This window comes from Micromonospora sp. NPDC007230 (assembly GCF_042869115.1).
Lineage (GTDB): Bacteria > Actinomycetota > Actinomycetes > Mycobacteriales > Micromonosporaceae > Micromonospora.
On sequence record NZ_JBIAFE010000014.1, the window covers coordinates 86,735 to 109,625 of the forward strand.

A 22,891-nucleotide genomic window follows, 5' to 3' on the forward strand; every position below is an offset into this window, starting at 1 on the left:
CGAGTCAGAGACTTTGCCGCCGGCGAAAAAATAGACGAACGTGCAACAGCCTCGGCACCGAAAGCATCGACAGCCGACACAATCCGGGGATCCCCCAACCAAGATCATCAGTGCCATGATGTCAAACGGGCTTCTCCTGTCAAGGATCTACATCTGTCACATGAACATGCTGATCACGAGGGCTGGCATCCCACGTCAACCGGCCGGCATGGACAGGTTCGCCCTACCCGACTACGAGCAACTGGTGGAACGGGCCGGCGCGTTGGCGGCGCTCCTCCGGCCGGTGCTGGCGCAGAGAAGGCACACTCGATGACCGACGTCCTGAGGTCCCGGCAAGCGACGCCCGTCGCGCCGCTCCGGGTCGACTCCGAGCGCCCCGTTGGCCCGGTCGCGGCCTCGTACGCGCAACGCCAGATGTGGTATCTGAGCCGGCTCGACCCGGAGGCGGCCACCTACCTGGTGCCGCTGGCGTACCGGCTGCACGGGGCGCTGGACGTGGCGGCTCTGTCGGCGGCGCTGGACGGGTTGGTGGCCCGGCACACCGCGCTGCGCACCACCCTCGCACCGGCGGCGGACGCCTCGGCCGGGTCGCCGGGTCCGGACGGTGCGGTGCAGCGCGTGCGCCAGGTGGTCCACGACCCGCGCCCGGGGCTGTTGCGGGTGCACGACCTGAGCGGGCTGCCCACGTGGCAACGCGACCAGGAGCTGCAGGTCCGGCTCGACGCCGAGGCGCGCACCCCGCTCGACCTGGAACACGGACCGGTGCTGCGGGCCAGCCTGCTGCGCTGCGCGCCGGAGGAGCACGTGCTCCTGCTGACGCTGCACCACGTCGCCGTCGACGAGTGGTCGCTGAGCATCCTCCACGACGAGTGGGAACGGCTCTACACCGCGCCCCGCACGGGGCAGCCGGCGGACCTCGACCCGGTCGACGTCGACTACCGCGACCACGCGGCGTGGCAGCACGACTGGCTCGGCGGCGCGGAGGCGGCCGCCCAGCGCGCCTACTGGCGCGACCAGCTCGCGGACGCGCCCGCGGTCCTCGAACTGCCCACCCGCGGGCCACGGCCCGCCGTGCCGTCCAGCGCGGGGTCCACCCTGTCAGTCCCGCTGGACGTGCCCACCGAGGCGCTGATGGCGCTGTGCCACCGGCTCGGCGTCTCCCCGTACATGGTCATGCTCGCCGTGCTGCAGGTGCTGCTGGCCCGCTGGACGGGGCAGCGCGACATCGTGGTGGGCACGCCGACGGCCAACCGGCAGCGGCCCGAGGCGCAGAAACTCGTCGGGCTGCTGCTGAACACCGTCGCCATCCGCGCCCGGCTGGACGACAACCCGTCGTTCGAGACGCTGCTCGACCAGGTGCGTACCGCGGTCCTCGAGGGCCTGAGCAACGAGGAGCTTCCCTTCGAGGCGCTGCTCGAGTCGCTGCGCCCGGCCCGCCGGCCCGGCTTCACCCCGCTGTTCCAGGTGATGTTCGTGTACGGCCGCGAGGCCGCACCCCCGCGCCTCGACGGCCTCGAGGTCACCCCGCTCGAGGTGCCCGGCACCACGGCCAAGTTCGACCTCACCGTCTCGGTACGGGAGAACGCCGACGGCGTGCGGACCGTGCTGGAGTACCGCACCGACCTGTTCGACGACGACGCGATGGTCCGCCTCGCCGGACACTTCCAGACGCTGCTGCGGTCGCTGGTGGCCGACCCGGGCGCGCCGGTCGGCGCGGCCGCGATGCTCACCCCGGGCGAGTCCCGGCAACTCGTCACGGAATGGAACCGCACCGCCACCCCCGCCGAGCCGGACGACCTGGTCCACGTGCTGATCGAGCAGCAGGCGCGCCGGACCCCCGACGGCGTGGCGGTGACCGACGGCGACACCGCGCTGACCTATCACGAGCTGCACACGCGGGCCGAGACACTGGCGGAGACGTTGCGCCAGCGGGGCGTCGGCATCGGCGGCCTGGTGGGCGTGCTGCTGCCCCGCGCGGTCCCGTTCGCCGTGGCGGTCCTCGCCGTGCTGAAGACCGGCGCGGCCTACGTGCCCATGGATCCGGGCAACCCGCCCGCCCGACTGCGCTATCTGCTCGCCGACACGGCCGCCCCGGTCGTCCTCACCTGCGCCGAGTTGGCGCACCTGGTGCCCGACGACACGGCGCTGCTGATGCCGGCTCTGGACACCCCGGTCACGCAACCCGACCCCGATCGTGGCAGCGGCAGTTCGGGCGGTGGGCCGAAGCGGCGGCCGCGGCGACGGCGGACGCCGTCGGCGGAGGACCTCGCGTACGTCATCTACACCTCCGGATCCACGGGCCGCCCCAAGGGCGTCATGGTCACCCACCGCGGTGTGTGCAACTACGTACGCTGGGCGGCGCAGGCCTACCGGCTGCAGCCCGGAGACACGGTGCCGCTGCACTCGTCGATCGGGTTCGACCTGACCGTCACGAGCCTGCTGGTCCCGCTGACCAGCGGCGCCACCGTCCTGATGATCGGCGAGCACCTCGGCCCGGAGGCGCTGGGCGAGGCGCTGCGCCGGCAGCGGACGCCCTTCGGGCTGGTCAAGATCACTCCGGCGCAGCTCGACCTGGTCAACCACCAGCTCCGCCCCGCCGAGCTGGCCGGCCGCACCCGGTGCTTCGTCATCGGCGGGGAGAACCTGCGCGCCGACCAGGTGGCGCCCTGGCGAGCCCACGCCCCCGCCACCGCAGTGGTCAACGAGTACGGGCCGACGGAGACCGTGGTCGGCTGCGCCGCGTACGAGGTCGACCCGGCCACCCCGGGCGACGGCTCGGTCCCCATCGGCCGGCCGATCGCCAACACCGAGCTGTACGTGCTCGACGCGTGGGGGAACCCGGTCCCGGCGGGCGTGGTCGGCGAGCTGTACGTCGGCGGAGCCGGCGTGGCGCGCGGCTACCTGCACCAGCCGAAGTTGACCGCCGAGCGGTTCGTCCCGGACCCGTTCTCGTCCGTCCCGGGGGCGCGGCTGTACCGCACCGGCGATCTGGTGCGCATGCGCCCGGACGGGAACCTCGAATACCTGGGCCGCACCGACAACCAGGTCAAGCTGCGTGGCTACCGCATCGAGTGCGGCGAGATCGAGGCGGCCGTCCGGCGGCACCTGCCGGACAGCGACGTGACGGTGCAGCTGCGCCGGGACGACCCCGACGACCCGCAGCTCGTCGCGTACGTGGCGGGCGTCGCGAACACCGGCCACGACACTGCGATCCTCCGGCCGGCCCTCGCCGCCGAGCTGCCGTCGTACATGGTTCCCGCCGCGTTCGTCTTCCTCGACTCGCTGCCGTTGACCGGCAACGGCAAGGTGGACACGGCCGCACTGCCCGCCCCCGGTCGCGCACCGGACCTGCCGCGGCAGCGCCTCGCGCCGCAGCAGGACCAGCCGGGCACAGCCGAACGATCTGCGCCTGCCGACCCCGGCCCGGTCCAGTGGGACGCCACCCGGATCCGCCTCGAACGGCTGGTCGTGGACGTGTGGCGCGACGTGCTCGGTGTCGACCGGGTCGGGGTGCGGGACAACTTCTTCGACCTCGGCGGCCACTCGATGCGCCTGCTGGCCGTCCTCGAGCGGCTGCGCGCACAGCTCGGCGACGTCGTCACGGTCACCGACCTGTTCCGCAACCCCACCGTCGAGTCGCTGGCGGTGTTCCTCGCCAGCGCCACCACCGGGACGGCGACCGCCCCGGCCGCGCCACGCCCCGCGCCGACCCGCGTCGCGCACGCCGGCGCGAGCGACGACACCGGCCAGCCCAGCGGCCTGATCGCCGTCGTCGGCATGGCCTGCCGCTTCCCGGGCGCCCGGAGCCTCGACGAGTACTGGCACAACATCCGGACCGGCGTGGAGTCGATCCAGGAGTTCACCGTCGAGGAGATGCTGGCCGACGGCGCGGACCCGACCCGGCTCGACGACCCGGCGTACGTCCGGGCCGGCACCTACCTGCCCGGCATCGACCAGTTCGACGCGGCCTTCTTCGGCATCACGCCCCGCGAGGCGCAGACCCTCGACCCGCAACACCGGCTCCTGCTGGAATGCGCCTGGCACGCGCTGGAGCACGCCGGCTACGACCCGTCCGCCCACCCCGGCCGGATCGGCCTGTTCGCCGGGTCGGGTCGCAGCAGCTACCTGCTCGACCATCTGAGCAGCCACCCCGAGCTGATGAGCGCCCTCGGCGAACACCAACTGTCCCTCGGCAACGACAAGGACTTCCTGCTCAGCCGGGTCGCCTACAAGCTCGACCTCACCGGTCCCGCCGTCACCGTCGCCACCGCCTGCTCGACCTCGCTGGTGGCCGTGCACCTCGGCCGGCAGAGCCTGCTGACCGGCGAATCCGACCTGGTCCTGGCCGGCGGGGTCAGCATCTTCCCCGCGCAGCGGCGCGGCTACCTCTACCACGACGGTGGGATCTACTCCCCCGACGGGCACTGCCGCCCGTTCAGCGCGGACGCGCGCGGCAGCATCGAATCCAGCGGCGTCGGGATCGTCGCGCTCAAGCGACTCGAGGACGCCGTCGCGGACAACGACACCGTGTACGCGGTGATCCGCGGCTCCGCCATCAACAACGACGGGGCGCGCCGCACCGGCTACACGGCGCCGGGCGTCGACGGCCAGGTCGAGGTGATCAGCAGCGCCCTCGCGGCGGCCGGCGTGGACCCCCGTTCGCTGAGCTACGTGGAGGCCCACGGAACGGGCACCAGCCTCGGCGACCCCATCGAGGTGACCGCCCTGACCGAGGCGTTCCGGGCCGGCACCGACGACCGCGGTTTCTGTGCCCTCGGCTCCGTCAAGGCCAACATCGGGCACACCGACGCCGCCGCCGGGGTGGCCGGCCTGATCAAGACGGTCATGGCGCTGTACCGCCGGACGCTCCCCCCGACGATCAACGTCAGCCGACCCAACCCGGCGATCGACTTCGCGAGCAGCCCGTTCTACCTCAACGACACCGCCCGCCCGTGGCCCGGCGACGGCCCTCGCCGGGCGGGGGTCAGTTCGTTCGGCATGGGTGGCACGAACGCCCACGTCGTGCTGGAGGAGCCGCCCGGCACGTCGCCCGACGGGCCGCCGGAGACGCCGGCCACGGGGCCGCAGCTGCTGGTCGTGTCGGCCCGTACGACGGAGTCGCTGGACCGGCAGACGGGGCAGGTCCGCGACTGGCTGGACGCACACCCGGCGGTGGACCTCGCCGACGTGGCGGCCAACCTGGGCCGGCGGAAGTCGATGAGTCACCGGCGTTTCCTCGTCGCGGCGGACCGCGCCGACGCGCTGGCCGCGCTCGACTCGCCGCAGCGGCAGTTCACCGGCGCCCACGCGGGTGGGCGGCGACCGCTGGTGTTCGCCTTCCCGGGCCACGGCGCCCAGCACGTGGCGATGGGCGCCGGCCTGTACCGCGCGGAGCCGACCTACCGGGCCGTCGTGGACGAGTGCGCCGAGCTGCTCCGCGATGACCTGCGGCTGGATCTGCGTACCCTGCTCTGCCCGGCGCCCGAGGCACCCGAGCAGGCCGAGCGGCTGCTCGCGCAGCCCCGGCTCATCCAGCCCGCGCTGTTCGTCACCGAGTACGCCCTCGCCCGGGCGCTGCTCGCCCGGGGCGTGACCCCGGACCTGATGGTGGGGCACAGCCTCGGCGAGTACGTCGCCGCGTGCCTCGCCGGCGTCTTCTCCCTGGCCGACGCGTTGCGCCTGGTGGCCGCCCGCGGTGAGCTGGTCGAGCGGACCCCGACCGGGGCGATGCTCGCGGTGAGCCTGCCCGAGACGGCGGTGGCCGGGCTGCTCGACGACCGGGTGTCGCTCGCCGCCGTCAACGCCCCCGAGCTGTGCGTGCTCTCCGGCGACCCGGAGGCGATCGGGCAGCTTCGCCTGCGGCTGACGGCTGACGGCATCGACTGCCGGCCGCTGCGGGTCACCCGCGGCTACCACTCCCCCCTGCTCGACCCGGTGCTCGACGAGTTCGCCGACCACGCCCGCCGGGTCACCTACGCCGAACCCGAGCACCCCTACCTGGCCAACCTGACCGGCGGCCCGGTCACCCCCGGCCAGGTCACCGATCCCGGCTACTGGGTGCGGCACCTGCGGGAGCCGGTGCGGTTCGCCGAGTCGGCCGCGCTGCTCGCCGAGCAGGACGTGGTCCTCGCCGAGCTGGGCCCCGGGCACGCCCTCGGCGGCCTGGCCCGGTTGGCGGGCCTGAAGCCCGGTCAGGTGGTGGCGGCGATGCGGCATCCGCGCAGCGACGCCGACGACCTCACCACCATGCTCGACGCCGTCGGCCGGATGTGGCTGTCCGGCGTACCGGTCGACTGGAGCCGGTTCCACGGCCCGCGCCGGCGGCTGGCCCTGCCCGGCTACCCGTTCGAACGGCACCGGCACTGGGTGGACGCCGTGCCGCGCACGATCGCGGCGGACCCCGCACCTGCCCTGGTGGCCGCCGCCCCGGCCGACGCGCCCGAGCCCGTCGACGCCGGCAACCGGCCGGTCCTCAGCACGGCCTACGTCGCCCCGAACACGCCCATGCAGGAGTGCGTGGCGGAGATCTGGAGCGAGCTGCTCGGCATCCGGCCGGTCGGGGCGCTCGACAACTTCTTCGAGCTGGGCGGGCATTCGCTGCTCGCCACCCAACTCGTCGTACGGTTGCGGGCCCGGCTCGGCGTGGCGCTGCCGCTCGAGACGGTCTTCGCGCAGCCGACCGTCGCGCAGCTCGCGGCGGCGCTGCCGGCGACCGGCGCCGCACCCGCCCGTCCCGTGGACGTTCCCGCCGAGCAGCCCGCCGCCGCGCCGGCCCCGCCGGCCATCCCCCGCACCGATCCCGGCACCGGTCCGGCGCCGCTGTCCTCCGGGCAGCACCGGCTGTGGTTCCTCGACCAGGCGTACCACCAGAACGCCTACACCGTCAGCACCACGCTGCTGCTGGACGGCACCCTCGACGTCGACGCGCTTCGCGGCGCCCTCGCGGAGCTGGTCCGGCGGCACGAGTCGCTGCGTACCGTCTTCCCGCTCGGCCCCGACGGCGACCCGGTTCAGGAGGTGCTGCCGCCCAGCCCGGTCGAGCTGGCGATCAGGTCCGCGCCGGCCGGTGCGGAGACGGACCCGCTCGGGGGTACCCGCAGCATCGTGGAGTCCGCGGTCGCCGACGCGGTGCCGCCGTGGGTGCACCAGGCCCTCGCCGCCGACGTCCGACGCCCGTTCGACCTGGCCCGCGGGCCGCTGTTCCGGGCCGTGCTGCTCCGCATCACCGACGACCGGCACGTGCTGTCGCTGACCATGCACCACAACGTCTCCGACGGGTGGTCCCTCGGCATCATCGCCGGCGAGCTGGCCACGCTCTACGCCGCCGTCCTCGACGGCCGCCCTTCGCCGTTGCCCGAACTGGCCATCCAGTACGGCGACTACGCGCGCTGGCAGCGCAACCGGATGGCGGACACCGACAGCGACGACATGCGGTACTGGCGCCGGCAACTCGACGGCGTGGCCAGCGTCCTGGAGGTGCCCACCGACCGGCCGCGGCCGCCCGTGCAGACGTTCGACGGCGCGGTCAGCACCCTCGTCCTGCCTTCGCAGACGGCCGACGAACTGCGCCGCTTCAGCCAGGCCCGAGGCGCCACGCTGGCGATGACCGCGCTGGCCGCGCTGAAGGCCGTGCTCTGGCGCTACACCGGTCAGGCCGACATCTGTGTCGGCACCCCGGTCGCCGGGCGGGTCCGCGCCGAGCTCGAACCGATGGTCGGCTTCTTCGTCAACATGCTGCCGTTGCGCACCGTCATCGACGGCGACTGGACCTTCGACGAGCTGCTCACGCAGGTGCGGCGCACGGCGTTGGGCGCGTACGACCACCAGGAGGTGCCGTTCGAGCGCCTCGTCGACCTCGTCGACGCGCCCCGCGACCTCAGCCGGAATCCCCTGTTCCAGGTGATGTTCAACATGCTGAACGTGCCCGAACAGGACCTGCGGACGACCGGGCTGCGGATGGTCCAGTTCGCCGTCGAGCCGGGCATCGCCCAGCAGGACCTCGCCCTGTACGCGTACGAGGTGGCCGAGGGACTGCGGTTCCGGCTGGAGTACAACACCGACCTGTTCGACGCGGCGACCGCCGAGCGGATGATGGGGCACCTGGAGACGCTGCTCGCCGCCGCCGTCGCCGACCCCGGCGTCCGGCTCGCGGAAATGGCCGTCCTCACCCCCGCCGAGCTGGCCCGCATCGCCGAATGGAACGACACCGCCACCCCGCTCGGCTGGGCCACGCCGGGGCGCGACGGGAAGACACCGACCCTCGTCGAGCTGATCGAGCACCAGGCCGCCGCGAACCCCGACCGGCCCGCCGTGACGTTCGGGGCGACCACGCTCAGCTACGCCGAGCTCAACGCCCGGGCCAACCGGCTCGCCCACCGGCTCCGCCGCGCCGGCGTCGGCCCGGACGTCACCGTCGCCGTCTGCCTCAATCGCACGCCCGAGCTGCCGGTCACCCTGGTCGGCGTGCTCAAGGCCGGCGGCGCGTACGTCCCGGTGGACCCCGACTACCCGATCGAGCGGCAGCGGTACGTGCTGACGCACAGCGGCGCCCCGGTCCTGGTCACCGAAGCGGACCTCGCCGACCGGTTCGCCGGGTACGCCGGCGAGGTGCTGCACAGCGGCCAAGCGTCCCTGGCCACCGAGCCGGACACCGACCCCGAGCCCCTCGCCGGTCCGGACGACCTCGCGTACGTGATCTACACGTCCGGGTCGACCGGACGCCCCAAGGGCGTACGGGTGACGCACGGCGCCGTCGTCAACACGCTGGCCGCCATGCGCGAACGGCCGGGTCTGACCGCCGACGGCACCATGCTCGCGATGGCCAGCTTCGCCTTCGACATGTCCGTACCGGAGCTGTTCCTGCCCCTCGTGGTCGGCGCCCGGATGCTGATGGTGGGCCGCGACGTCGCCTACGACGCGACCCGACTGGCCGGACTGCTCGCCACGGACGAGGTCACCCTGGCTCAGGGCACCCCGGCCACCTGGCGGCTGCTGATCGAGTCCGGCTGGACCGGACTGCCCGGCCTGACGGCCGTGTGCGGCGGCGAGGCGGTGTCCGCGCCGCTGGCTCGGCAACTGGCCGAACGGGTCGGCGCGCTGTGGAACCTCTACGGTCCGACCGAGGCCGCCGTCTGGTCCACCATGGAACGCATCGAGCCCGGCTGCACGCACCTCACCATCGGCCGACCGATCGGCAACATGCGGATCTACGTGCTCGGCCCACAGCTGTCCCCCGCCCCGGTGGGCGTCCTCGGTGAGCTGTACCTCGGCGGGGCGGGACTGGCCCGCGACTACCACGGCGACCCGGCGCTGACCGCGCAGCGGTTCGTGCCGGACCCGAACGGCGGCGGCCGGCTGTACCGCACCGGCGACCTCGGCCGCTACCTGGCCGACGGCCGCATCGAGTTCGTCGGCCGCAGCGACTCGCAGGTGAAGGTGCGCGGATTCCGCATCGAACTCGGCGAGATCGAGGCGGTGCTGCGCCGCCACCCGTCGGTACGCGACACCGCCGTCGTGGTCCGCGAGGACGAGGGTGAGAAGAGGATCACGGCCTACCTCACCCTGACCACCGCAGCAGAACCCGACGCGGACGCGAATCAGCCGGAGGTCACCGCCGACTTCGACGCCGACCCGGCGCCGTGGCGGGCCTTCGCCCGCACCTACCTGCCGGACTACATGGTGCCGTCCGCCTTCGTGGTGCTCGACCGCATGCCGCTCAACGCCAACCGCAAGGTCGACCGCGCGGCCCTGCCCGCGCCCCGGCGCGGCAACGCCACCGTCGGCGCCACCCCACCGGACACCCCGCTGCGGAAGGCCCTGGCCGAACGGTGGGCGGCGGTGCTCGGCTACGACAGCGTCGGCATCGACGACGACTTCTTCGACCTCGGCGGCGATTCCTTCAAGGCCATCAAGGCGCTGGCGGGGAACGACCCGGCGATCAGCGTCCTCGATCTGTTCCGCTACCCGACGATCCGGTCGCTGACCGAGCACCTGGACGCGACCGGCGGCTCCGCCGGGCGGCTGCTGCACGAGCTGACCCCGTCCCGACCGGCGACGCCGACGCAGCTGACGCTGCTGTGCGTACCGTTCGGCGGCGGCAGCGCGATCACCTTCCAGCCCCTCGCCGACGCCCTCCCACCGGGGGTGTCCCTGTACGCGCTGGAGCGGCCGGGCCACGACCTGAACCGCCCGGACGAACCTCTGCTGGGCCTGGACGAGCTGGTGGACCGCTGCGTGGCCGAGGTCCTCGACGGCATCAAGGGCCCGGTTGCGGTGTACGGGCACTGCGTGGGCGGCGCCGAAGCGGTAGAGCTGGCCCGCCGGCTCGAAGCGGCCGGCGTCGACCTGACCGGGGTGGTCATCGGCGCCCACTTCCCCGCCCCGAGACTGCCCGGCCGGCTGTTCACCTGGCTGCGCCGGTGGTTCCCGCTGGAACGCTGGACGTCGAAGCGGCGGACGCTGGAAGCGCTGCGCGCGATGGGCTTCTTCACCGAGGTCTTCGACGAGAACGAGAAGGACTTCGTCATGCGCGTGGTCCTGGCCGACTCCGCGGCCGGCGAGGACTACTACACCGACGTCTACGCCAACGGCCTGCCCCGGAAACTGTCGGCCCCGCTCGTCTGCGTCGTCGGCAGCGGCGACCGCGCCACCGAGCTCTACCAGGAGCGGTACCTGGAGTGGGAGTTCTTCGCCGACCGGGTGTCGCTGGAGGTCATCGACGGCGCCGGCCACTACTTCGCCAAGCACCAGCCGGGCGAGCTGGCGAGCATCATCCTGGCGAACTGCGGCGCGCCGAGCCCGGCATTCCCGCCGCAGGCCGACGCCCCGGAAACCGACGCCGCGACCCCGCCGCTACCCGAGCAGCCGGAACACGTCGCTGCCGTCCCGGCCGCGCCGGCCGCCCACCGGCCCCCCGCGCGCCGGACGATGCCCAGCCTGACGGTGTTCTACCTGATCGCGATCGGTCAACTCGTCTCGCTCATCGGCAGCGGACTGACCGGCTTCGGCATGAGCCTGTGGGTCTACCAGCAGACCCGGTCGGTCTCGCTCTTCGCCACGGCCACCGTCCTGGCGCTGCTGCCCGCCGTGGTCCTCTCCCCCATCGCCGGCGCGCTGGCGGACCGGTGGGACCGACGACGGATCATGGTCCTCGCGGACTCCCTGGCCGCCGCCGGCACCGTGAGCCTCGCCCTCCTGCTGTGGTTGGGGCAACTCCAGCTGTGGCACGTGTTCACCGCCATCACCGTCACCGCGGTGGCGACCGCCTTCCAGCAACCCGCCTACCTGGCGGCCGTCACCCAACTCGTACCGAAGCGGTACTACGGGCGCGCCAACGGCATCGTCGCCCTCGGCACGGCGACGAGCACCGTGCTGGCGCCGCTGGTCGGCGGCGCGCTGGTGATCGCCGTCGGGCTGCGCGGGATCGTCGTCATCGACCTGCTCACCTTCGCCGTCGCGGTGACCGTCACCCTGTCGGTCCGCTTCCCGGACAGCCTCTTCGTCAGGCGCGAGGAGCCGTTCCTGCGGGAGATCCTCGGCGGCTGGCGGTTCATCATCCGCCGGCACGGCCTGGTGGCGCTGGTCGTGCTGACCGCGTCGCTGAACTACTTCTTCTCGATGGTCGAGGTCCTGGTCACCCCGCTGACCCTGTCGTTCGGCGATCCGGCGGTGCTGGGCCGGGTGCTCGCCGCGAGCGGGGTCGGCATGCTCGTCGGCTCGGTCCTCATGGGCGTGTGGGGCGGCACGGCTCGGCGTACCACCGGCATCCTGGCCAGCGTCGTGCTCCTCGGTGCGTCACTGCTCACCGTCGGCTTGCACCCGAGCCCGCTGTTCCCGACCCTCGGCCTGTTCGGCATGGGCCTGGCCACCGCGCTGGTGAACACGCACTGGCTGGCCATCGTGCAGGCCAAGGTGGGGCTGGAGCTGCAGGGGCGCGTCCTGTCCATGGGCCAGATGCTGTCCTGGCTGATGGTGCCGGCCGGTTTCCTCACCGCCGGCCCGCTCGCGGAGCACGTCTTCGCCCCGATGGTGTCGCCCGACGGCGCGCTGGCCGCCGTGGTCGGCAGCGGACCGGGCCGCGGCATGGCCGTCGCGGCGATCGTGGCCGGACTCTGTTCCCTCGCCCTCGCCGCCGCCGGCATCGCCTACCGACCGATCCGCAACGTCGAGGACGAACTGCCCGACAACGACCCCGGCGCCGTCATCCTCGCCGACAAGGACCGCCTGCAGGAGGCCGCCGACCGCCAGCTCGTGCTGCACAAGAGCGGAGGTCCACGCCGGTGAGCGCACCCACCCGACCCGCCGGCCCCACCCGCCGGACCGCGGGCCGGCGCCCGAGCGGCGCCGCGCCTGCCGCGGACTGCCTGCACCGGATGGTGGCGGCGCAGGCCGCCCGCACCCCCAACGCGGAGGCGGTACGGCACACCGACGGCACCCTGTCCTACCGTGAACTCGACGACGCCGCGAACCGGCTGGCCCGGGCGCTGCTGCAGCGCGGGGTGACCCGGGAGGAACGCGTCGGCGTCTGCCTGCCGCGCAGCCCCGAGCTGGTGGTCGCCCTGCTCGCCGTGCTCAAGGCCGGCGCCTGCTACGTGCCGCTGGACCCGGCCTACCCGCCGGCCCGGGTGGCGTTCATGACCGCCGACTCCGGCGTGCGGCTGGTGCTGACCCACTCCGACCTCGCCGACCGGTTCCCCGACACCGCGATCCTGGTCGACCGGCTCGACCCGGCCGAGGACAGCACCGACCCGGCGGCGCCGGCCACGCCGGCGGACCTGGCGTACGTCATCTACACCTCCGGCTCCACCGGGCGACCCAAGGGCGTGGCCATCGAACACCGGTCGGCCTCGCTGCTCATGCACTGGGCCCGGCAGACCTTCGACGACGCCGAACTGGGCGGCCTGCTCGCCGCCACCTCCGTCTGCTTCGACCTGTCCATCTTCGAGATCTTCGCCCCGCTCTGCTGGGGGGGCCGGGTGCTGCTCGTCGACAACGTGCTGGCCCTCGCCGCCGCCGGGGCGGACCGGCTGCCCGTCACCCTGGTCAACACCGTCCCCTCCGCGATGGGCGAACTGCTCACCGCCGGCGCCCTACCGCGGAGCGTGCGCACCGTCTGCCTGGCCGGCGAGCCGCTCACCGCCGCGCTGGCCGCCCGGGTGTGGTCCCGCCCGCACGTACGCCGGCTGTGCAACCTCTACGGCCCGTCCGAGGACACCACCTACTCCACCTGGGCGGAGGTGCCACCGGACAGCGGAGACCCGCCGATCGGCCGCCCGCTGCCGCAGACCCGCGCCTACGTCCTCGACCCGGACGGGCAGCCGGTCCAGCCGGGCGATCCGGGCGAGCTCTACCTGGCCGGGGCGGGCCTGGCCCGCGGCTACCTCGACCGGCCGGAGGAAACCGGGGCCCGGTTCCTGCCCGACCCGTTCCGGCCCGGCGAGCGGATGTACCGCACCGGCGACCGGGTCCGGCTGCGACCGGACGGGCAGCTGGCCTACCTGGGTCGGCTCGACGACCAGGTGAAGCTGCGCGGCTACCGGATCGAGCTGGGCGAGGTCTCCGCCCGCCTCGCCGGCCTGCCCGGGGTCCGTGAAGCGACCGCCGCCGTACGGGAAGGACCGAGCGGTGATCCGCTGCTCGTCGGCTACCTGGTCGGCGAGCGACGCGACGACGTACGCGCCCGGCTGGCCGAGGTGCTGCCCGCGCCGCTGGTCCCCGCAACCCTGGTCTGGCTGGACCGGCTGCCCACCCTGCCCAACGGCAAGGTGAACCGCGCCGCCCTGCCCGCCCCCACCCTCGGCGACGACACCGCACCCGACACCGGACCGCTGCCCGGGACGGCCGGCGCGGTGGCCGCCGTGTGGCGCGAGGTGCTCGGCGTGCCCGTCACCGGCGCCGACAGCGACTTCCTCGCCCTCGGCGGCGACTCCCTGCTCGCGGTCCGCTGCGCCACCCGGCTCGCCGCCGCTACCGGCCGGCCGGTCCGACCCGCCGACCTCTTCACCCACCCGACCCTCGCCGCGCTGGCCGCCCACCTCGACGGGCTGACCACCGACCCGCCGCCGGTCAGCGCGCCGGCCGCCCCGGCGCCGGCCGGCCCCGCCCCGCTGTCCGCCGCGCAGACCCGGCTCTGGTTCCTGCACCAGCTCGACCCGGACGACACCTCCTACCTGCTCGCCTTCGCGATCCGGTTCGCCACGCCGCTGGACCCGGACCGGCTGGCCCGGGCGCTGCGTCGAGTGGTCGACCGGCATCCGGCCCTGCGCACGACGTTCCCCTCCGGACCCGACGGGCCGGTGCAGCACCTCCACCCCACCCCGGAGGTGGCACCGGTCGTCGCGCCGCCCGAGGCGGGCACGCCGCTCGACGACCGCCTCACCCGGCTCGCCGCCGCAGCCACCCGGTCACCGATGGACCTGGCCACCGGCCCGCTGCTGCGCGCCCAGCTGGTGCCGGACGACACCGGCCACGCGGTGGCGCTGCTGCTGGTCGTCCACCACATCGTCTGCGACGACTGGTCCTTCGGCGTGATCGTGCGGGACCTGGCCCGCGCGTACGACGCCGAGGCAGCCGCCGCGGCGGTCCGCCAACCCCCGGCGGTCGGCCCGGCGGCGCTCGCCCTGGCCGAACGGAACTGGCTGGCCGGGCCGGCCGGACGGCAGGCGGTGGCCGACGTGCTCGACGAGCTGCGCGGCGCGCCCGACCTGCTCGACCTGCCCCCGGCCCCGCCCCGGCCCGGCCAGCCCGCGCCGCCTGTCGCGCGTCCGGGCCGGCACCCCGCGTCCGGTGCCGCGCTGCGGACCCGAGTGGACGCCGACACCGCCGCGGCCGTGCGGGACCTGGCCCGGGCCGAGCGGGTCAGCCTGCACATGGTCGGGCTGTCCGCCTTCGCCGCCCTGCTCGGCACCGCCACCGGCCGACACGACCTGCTGGTCGGCGTCGCGTTCGCCGGCCGGACCAGCGTCGCCGCCGAGCAGAGCGTCGGCTGCTACGTCAACACCCTGCCGCTGCGGCTGCGGCCCGCCCCCGACCGCCGCTTCGCGGACCTGCTCGACGAGGCCCGCCGGGTCACCCTGTTCGCCGCGGCCCACCAGGACGTCCCCTTCGACCTGCTGGTGGAGCGGCTGCAGCCCACCCGCCGGCCGCACCGCAACCCCCTCGTCCAGGTCGCCTTCGGTGTGCAGAACGCCCCGCCGGCCCGGCATCACGGCGCGGCCGGGGAGTTCACCGGCGTGGAACTGGCCCCGGACACCGCCCGGCTCGACCTGACCCTCTGGCTCGACGAGCGGCGGGACGGGCTGGAGGCGCTCTGGACCTACCGCACCGACCTGTTCGACCACGACGGGGTGGTCGCGTGGCACCGGCGGTTCACCGCGCTGCTGCGTACCGCCGCCGCCGACCCCCGGCGCAGTCTGGCCGACTGCGCCGACACCTTTGGAGCGAAAGATGAGTGAGCAGACCCGGGTCGCGCGGGCCATCCCCCGTCGCGGCCGCGACCGGAACCTAGTGGACGTGCGGCCCGACTGGCCCGGTGGCCCGCTGCCGGCACTGGTGCAGGCCAACGTGCCCGACATCGACCTGTCCGGCTGGCTGGCCGGCCACCGCGACGAGGTCGACGAACTGGCCCGCCGGGCCGGAGCCGTGCTGTTCCGCGGCTTCGCCGTGGCCGGCCCGGACGACTTCCGCACCGTGATGGCCGCCGTCTCCGACGACGTGCTCTCCTACGGCGAACGCTCCTCGCCGCGCAGCAAGGTCACCGAGGGGGTGTACACCTCCACCGAGCACCCCGCCGACCAGCCGATCGTGCTGCACAACGAGCAGTCGTACACGGTGAACTGGCCGCTGCGCATCGTGTTTCACTGCGAGGTGGCGCCGGCCGCCGGCGGGCGCACTCCGCTGGCCGACAGCCGCCGGGTGCTCGCCCGGCTCCGCCCGGAGACGGTCGCCGAGTTCGAGCGGCGCGGGGTGCTCTACCGGCGCAACTACCTGCCCGGCATCAGCCTCTCCTGGCAGACCGCGTTCCAGACCGAGCGGCGCGAGGACGTCGAGGCGTACTGCGCCCGGGCGCTGATCGACGTGGAATGGGTCAGCGACCAGCAGCTGCGCACCCGGCAGGTCCGCCCGGCGGTACGCCGCCACCCGGTCACCGGAGAGCGGACCTGGTTCAACCACGCGCTGTTCTTCCACGTCACCTCCCTGCCCGAGGACGTCGGCGCCGGCCTGCGGGCCGCCCTCGACGAGGAGGACCTGCCCTACCAGACCGCGTACGGGGACGGCACGCCCATCCCCGACGAGGTGCTGGCCGAGCTGCGGGCGGCGTACGCCGCGGAGACCCGCTCCTTCGAGTGGCGGCGCGGCGACGTGCTGCTGGTGGAGAACATGCTCGCCGCGCACGCCCGGGAGCCGTTCACCCCGCCCCGACGGATCCTCACCGCGATGTCCGACCCGGTCGCCGCGCCCGAGCTGACCGAGGCGCTCCGCTCCGGCCCGGCCACGACGGGAGACCGGCCGTGAGCGCGAGGAGTGAGCCGGGCCTGCGAGCCCCGCAGCCGCGAACGAAAGGTGGTGCCGTGACCGGGCCGGGGCCGCGCCGGCGCGGTAGCGGTCCGGTCACCTCGCCGGTGTCCCGGCGGGTGCTCGTGGACGAGGAGTTCGTGCTGCTCATCGAGGCCACCGTGCCCGACCTCGACCTGGCCGGCTGGCTCGCCGGCCGGCGTGAGGAGCTGCTGCAGGACCTGGACCGCTACGGGGCCGTGTTCTTCCGCGGCTTCGAGGTCGGCACCGCCGACGACTTCAGCGAGGCCGCCCGGGCGGTCAGCCCGGACCTGCTCGGCTATCTGGAGCGGGCCGCCCCCCGTCACGAGGTCGCCGACCGGGTGTTCACCTCCACCGAGTTCAACGCCGAGCAGTGGATCCCGCTGCACCACGAGATGTCGTACTCGCACAACTGGCCCACCTACCTCTACTTCTGGTGCGCGCAGCCAGCCACCGGGGACGGCGGGGCCACCCCGCTGGCCAGCGAGCGGGTCATCACCCCGCTGATCCCCGCCGACGTGCGGGAGCGGTTCCTGCGCTCCGGCGTCTGCTACGTGCGCAACTACGGCCCGCACCTGGACCTGCCGTGGCAGGAGGCGTTCCAGACCACCGACCGGGCGGAGGTGGAGGCGTACTGCACCGCCTCGGCGACGGAGTTCACCTGGCTGGGTGGGGACGGGCTGCGCACCCGGTCCCGGCGGCAGGCGATCGCCACGCACCCGCGCACCGGGGAGACGGTCTGGTTCAACCACGCCCACCTGTTCCACGTGTCGAACATGCCGGCGGAGGTGTCGGGCGCGCTGCTGCGCGAGTACGGCCCGGACGGGCTGCCCCGCAACGCGTACTACGGCGACGGCGAGCCGATCCCCGACGAGGTGGTCACCGGCATCCGCGAGCTGTACCGGCAGCACGCCGTCTCGGTGCCCTGGCAGCGCGGCGACGTGCTGGTCGTGGACAACTTCCTGGCCACCCACGGCCGGGAACCCTTCAGCGGCGACCGGGAGATCCTCGTCGCCATGTCCGACCTCTACGTCAACCGGAGTGAGCTGTGAACGGATACCGTCTGTCGCCGATCCAGCGCCTGGCCTGGTCCGGGAAGCAGGACCTGATCCGGGCCCGGGTCCGGCTGCACCGGCCGCTGGACCGGGCGCGGTTGCAGGCCGCCGTCGACACGGTGGTGGCCCGGCACGAGGCGCTACGGCTGACCCTGGTGCACCACCCCGGCCTGCGGGTGCCGTTGCAGGACGTGGACGACAACCGCGCCGTGGTGATCGGCGCCCAGGGCGAACTGTCCGTCACCCTCACCGACGACGCCCTGGAGTTGACCGCTACCCCGCTGATCGCCGACCCGGCCAGCCTTCGCCTGGTCCTCGCCGACCTGGCCCGGGCCTACGCCGGCGAGGCGCTGCCGGACGACCCGGAGGCGCTGCAGTTCCTCGACGTGGCCGAGTGGCAACTCGAGGAACGGGAGCAGAACCCGGCCGCCGCGCCCACCACCCCGGCCGCGCGGCTGGTCACCCCGCACGGCGACGACCCGACCGCCGTGGTCACCGCGGCGGTGCCCGCCGCCGCCCTGGCCGATGCCGCCCGGTCCGCGAATGTCGAGCCGGCCACCGTGCTCCTCGCCGCCTGGGCCCTCGCGGTCTCCCGCCGCGCCGAGGCGCCGGACGGGGCCGATGAGGCGGACCTGGTGCTGGCCCGGTGGAGCGACGGCCGCCAGGCCGCCGGCACCGCCGAGGTGGTCGGACCGCTGGGCGGCTACGGCCCGCTCCGGCTGGCCCTGCCGCTGCCCGCCGCCCCCGCCGACCTGCTGGCCTGCGTCCACGCCGCCGAGACCGCCGCCGACGACACGTTCCACCTGGTCGAACCGGTGGACGAGCAGTCCGAGGCGGTCGCCGGGTTCGCGGTGCTGCCCACCGTGGACCCGGCCACCGTGGCCGGCCTCGACGGCGCCGCCGTGGCGGTGGCCGACCCGCCGCCGGCCGGCGGCGCGCAGCTCACCGCCCTGACCGACGGCGACCAGATCACCCTGCGGGTGGTCGGCGGGCAGTGGCTGCTCGACGCACTGCTGGCGATCCTGCGGACCCTGCCCGCCGCGCTCACCGCCGCCGCCCCACTGGCTGTGCTCGGCGACGGGGAGGCCCGCTGGCTGGCCGACGCGGCCGGGAGCACCGCCGAGACGCCGGGGCGAACCCTCGTCGACCTGCTCGACGCGGGCCTGGCCGGCATGGACCCCGACGCCGCGGCGGTGGTCGCCGCGGACGGCGCGTACACCGTCGGCGAGCTGCACGAACGGGCCACGCGGGTGGCCGGCGCGCTGGCCGCGCGCGGACTGTCCGGCACCCCGGTCGGGGTGCTGGCCGCCCGGTCGCGGGACACCGTCGTGGCGTTCCTCGGCGTGCTGCGGGCCGGGGCGGTGTTCGTCCCGCTGGACCCGGACGCCCCGGCGCAGCGCCTCGCCGCCCAGGTCCGCGCCGTCGGCGCGCAGGTCGTCGTCGGCGTCGGCGGCCCGGCGACCGTGGCGGTCGACGAACTCGTCGCGGCCGGCGGCCAGCCGCCCGCCGCAGCGCCGGCCCCGGCCGACCCGGCGTACGTGATCTTCACCTCCGGCTCCACCGGCACGCCCCGGCCGGTGCAGGTGTCGCACGGCGCCGCCGCGCACCTGGCCGACGCCCTGGAGCGCACCGTTTACGCCGGCAGCCGCCCCGGGCTGCGGGTGGCGGTGAACGCTCCGCTCACCTTCGATGCCTCGATCAAGCAGCTCGTGCAGCTCGGCCACGGCCGCAGCCTCTACCTCGTCCCCGAGGACGTCCGGCGGGACGGAGCGGCGCTGGCCGCCGCGCTCGCCGACCACGACGTCGACGTGCTCGACCTGACCCCCGCCCAGCTGCGCATCCTGCTCGCCGGGGCGGGCGACACCCGACTGCCCGGCCTGCTGCTGCTCGGTGGGGAGGCCATCGCGCCGGACCTGTGGGAGACGGTGGCGGCACTGCCCGACGTCCGCGCGGTCAACCTGTACGGCCCGACCGAGTGCACGGTGGACACCAGCGCGGCGCAGGTACGCGCCGGGGACGCCCCGACCATCGGCCGGCCGCTGCCCGGCGTCGCGGTCTGGGTGCTCGACGGGCAGCTCCGGCCGGTGCCGCCGGGCGCGGCCGGGGAACTCTGCGTCAGCGGGCCGCAGCTCGCCGACGGGTACCTCGGCGACCCGAAAACCACCGCGCAGCGGTTCGTGCCGGTGGCGCTGCCGTCCAGCCGGACCGAACGGGTGTACCGCACCGGCGACCGGGTCCGCTTCGACGCCGACCGGCGGCTGCGCTACCTGGGCCGCCTGGACGACCAGGTGAAGATCCACGGTTTCCGGGTGGAGCCGGGCGAGATCGCCACCGTCCTGCGCGAGCACCCGGAGGTCGCCGACGCCGCCGTGGTGGCCCGCGACGACGACGGGCACGGCGACCGGCTCGTCGCCTACGTCCGGCCGGGCCGCCCAACCGGGACCGCTGAAGTCGACGTCGAGCGGATCGCCGGGATCAACCCGCACGAGACCCGCTACCTGTACGACGAGATCTTCGTCCAGCAGGTCTACCTGCGCGACGGCATCGTGCTGCGGCCCGGCGCGACCGTGCTCGACGTGGGCGCGAACATCGGCATGTTCTCGCTGTTCGTCCACACCGTCTGCCCGGACGCGACGATCCACGCGTTCGAACCGGTGCCGTCGGTCGCCGACGTGCTACGGCGCAACGTCGCCGAGTTCGGCGTACCGGCCACGGTGCACGGGTTCGGGCTGTCCCGGACGGCCGGGGAGGTCTCCTTCACCTACTACCCGGGCTACTCCATGATGTCCGGCCACGCCGCGTACGCCGACCCGGCGGCCGAGGTGTCGGTGATCAAGCGGTACCTCGCCAACGAGCGGGACGCCGGCGCCGACGAGCGGGACGTCCTGCTCGGCCGGGTCGACGAACTGCTGGCGGAACGTTTCGCCGGCCGGGAGCTCACCGTGCCGGTCCGGCCGCTGTCGGCCGTGCTCGACGAGATCGGCCCGCAGCGCATCGACCTGCTGAAGATCGACGTGCAGCGCGCCGAGGCGGATGTGCTCGCCGGGCTGGCGGACCGGCACTGGCCGCTGATCGCGCAGGTCGCCATGGAGGTCCACGACGCGGCCGGCACCGACACGGAAGGCCGGCTGGCCGAGCTGGTCGCGTTCTTCGAGGGCCACGGCTTCGACGTGGTGACCCGGCAGGACGACCTGCTCGTCGGCACCGACCGGCACACCCTGCACGCCGTGCGCCCGGAGTACGCCGCCGATCCGCGCCCGCCGGTGGTCGTCCCGGCCGGGCCGGCGGCCGGCCCGCTGGCGGAGCGCCTGACCGGCTGGCTGGCCGACCGGCTGCCGGCCCACCTGATCCCGGCCGCCGTGGTGCTCCTCGAAGAGCTGCCGCTGACCCGCAACGGCAAGCTCGACCGGGCGGCGCTGCCCGCGCCCCGCCTCGACCGGCCTCGCGACAGCGCGGCGGTGATGCCCGCCAACCGGGCCGAGGAGATCCTGGTCGAGGCGTGGCGCGAGGTCCTCGGGGTGGCGAGCTTCGGCGTGACCGACAGTTTCTTCGCGCTCGGCGGCGACTCCATCCGGAGCATCCAGATGCAGGTCGCGGCGAACAAGCGGGGGCTGTCGTTCCGGCTCGGCGACATCTTCACCTACCAGTCGATCCGGGAGCTCGTCACGCACGGGCAGATCACCCTCGACGGTGCTTCCGCCGAGCCCACGGCTTCCGGCGCGGCCGAGGAAGCGGAGCGCTTCGCACTGGTCGCCGCCGCCGACCGGGAGCTGCTGCCCGCCGGGCTCACCGACGCGTACCCGATGACCGCCCTGCAGCAGGGCATGGTCTACCACTGCGAGCTGACCGGCGACCCGGCGATGTACCACAACGTCACCGCGCACCGGATCGCCGCGCCGCTGGACGCGGCGGCCCTGCGCCGCGCGCTGGCCGGCCTGGTGGCCGCCCACCCGATGCTGCGGACCGGGTTCGCGCTGGGCGCGTACTCGGAGCCGTTGCAGCTCGTGCACGCGGACGTGCCGGTCGAGGTGCCGGTGACGGACCTGGCCGACGCCGACCCGCAGGCCCGCCGCGAGCGGGTCGACGAGCTGGTGGCGGAAGAGCGGGTACACCCCTTCGACTGGGCCCGCCCGCCGCTGCTGCGGCTGCACGCCGTCCGCGAGGACGCCGACGGGTTCACCCTGATCGTCGCCGAGTACCACGCCATCCTCGACGGCTGGAGTCTGCACCTGTTCCTCACCGACCTGCTCGCCGCGTACGACCGGGAGCGGGCCGGCATTGCCCGCCCGGCCCGCCCCGGCCTGCAGTTCCGGGAGTACGTGGCGGCCGAGCGGGACGCCCTGGCGGACCCGGTCACCCGCCGGTTCTGGCTGGACGGCCCCGGCGCGGTGCCGCCGCTGCTGCTCGGCGGCCCGGACCCGCGGACCACCACCACCCGGCGCGTGCCGCTCAGGGCCGGCACGACCGACGTGGTCACCGAGGCCGCGCGGGCGGCCGGCGTGCCGGTGAAGTCCTGGCTGCTCGCCATCCACCTGCGCCTGGTCGGCGAGCTGTCCGGCCGCAACGACGTGGTCAGCGGCCTGGTGGTCGGCGGCCGGCCGGAGGGGGACGGCAGCGATGCCACCCTCGGCCTGTTCCTCAACACCCTGCCGGTGCGCGTGCAGCTGGGCGCCCGGTCCCTGACCGACCTGGCCGCCGAGGTCTGGCGGGCCGAGCGGGAGCTGATGGCGCACCACCGCTTCCCGCTCGCCGAGATCGTCCGCGCCGGCGGGGCCGGCCCCCGCTTCGACCACTTCTTCAACTGGACCCACTTCCCGAACGCGCAGGCCGATGGCGGCAGTCGCATCGTGGACAGTCGGGGCATCACGGTGGACGTGGCGTTCAGCCTCGCCGTCGACGCCGAACTGGACGCCGACACCGGCCGTCTCGCCCTCACCGTCCAGTACGACCACCGGCACGTCCCGGCAGACCGCGTCGACACCTTCGCCGACGGCTTCCGCCGGCTGCTGGCCGCCGACCCGACCGCACCGCTATCCGCCGTCGCCCCGCGCGGGCCAGCGCTCGACGACGACGTGCGGACCAGGTGGGCGGCCCGGGTGGCGGCGGCCTGGCAGGAGGTGCTCGGCATCGCACCGAGCGACCCGGGGACCGACTTCCTGGCCGCCGGCGGGGACTCGCTGCGCGCCCTGCGGCTGGTCACCGTGCTGCGACAGCGCCACGGCAGCGACCTCACCCTGCCCGAGTTCGTGACGCTGGGCAGCTACGGTGCGCTGGTGGACCGGGTGGCCCGTTCCGCCTGACCC

At 74.4% G+C, this 22,891-nt stretch carries 6 protein-coding genes; all 6 read left to right on the top strand.

Annotated elements, in window-relative coordinates:
- The first annotated feature begins 160 nt into the window (after window positions 1-160).
- The 6 genes from ACFYML_RS20805 to ACFYML_RS20830 are packed head-to-tail and all read left to right on the top strand — an operon-like array spanning window position 161 to window position 22,888.
- Complete coding sequence (locus ACFYML_RS20805; protein ID WP_387422205.1) at window positions 161-313, top strand: hypothetical protein; 153 nt, start codon at window positions 161-163, stop codon at window positions 311-313.
- Window positions 310-12,282: an amino acid adenylation domain-containing protein gene (locus ACFYML_RS20810; RefSeq protein WP_387422206.1), complete on the top strand. Its 11,973-nt coding sequence runs from the start codon at window positions 310-312 to the stop codon at window positions 12,280-12,282. Before ACFYML_RS20805 ends, ACFYML_RS20810 begins: the two co-directional genes overlap by 4 nt.
- Window positions 12,279-15,452 carry an amino acid adenylation domain-containing protein gene (locus ACFYML_RS20815; protein ID WP_387422207.1) on the top strand — a complete coding sequence of 1,058 codons (3,174 nt, stop codon included), beginning with the start codon at window positions 12,279-12,281 and terminating at the stop codon, window positions 15,450-15,452. The genes ACFYML_RS20810 and ACFYML_RS20815 overlap by 4 nt, the downstream gene beginning before the upstream one ends.
- On the top strand, window positions 15,445-16,512 hold the full coding sequence (locus ACFYML_RS20820; RefSeq protein ID WP_387422208.1) for a TauD/TfdA family dioxygenase: 1,068 nt from the start codon (window positions 15,445-15,447) through the stop codon (window positions 16,510-16,512). The genes ACFYML_RS20815 and ACFYML_RS20820 overlap by 8 nt, the downstream gene beginning before the upstream one ends.
- 56 nt (window positions 16,513-16,568) lie before the next feature.
- Entirely contained in the window at window positions 16,569-17,585 is a 1,017-nt protein-coding gene (locus ACFYML_RS20825) for a TauD/TfdA family dioxygenase (protein ID WP_387422209.1), read from the top strand.
- The gene (locus ACFYML_RS20830; protein WP_387422210.1) at window positions 17,582-22,888 is read left to right on the top strand and encodes an amino acid adenylation domain-containing protein; all 5,307 of its coding nucleotides are present in this window, start codon (window positions 17,582-17,584) and stop codon (window positions 22,886-22,888) included. The genes ACFYML_RS20825 and ACFYML_RS20830 overlap by 4 nt, the downstream gene beginning before the upstream one ends.
- Window positions 22,889-22,891 lie beyond the last annotated feature (3 nt).

Coding starts and splice junctions, on each gene's coding strand:
- ACFYML_RS20805 (WP_387422205.1), top strand. CDS start 161: ATGAACATGCTGATCACGAGGGCTGGCATCCCACGTCAACCGGCCGGC.
- ACFYML_RS20810 (WP_387422206.1), top strand. CDS start 310: ATGACCGACGTCCTGAGGTCCCGGCAAGCGACGCCCGTCGCGCCGCTC.
- ACFYML_RS20820 (WP_387422208.1), top strand. CDS start 15,445: ATGAGTGAGCAGACCCGGGTCGCGCGGGCCATCCCCCGTCGCGGCCGC.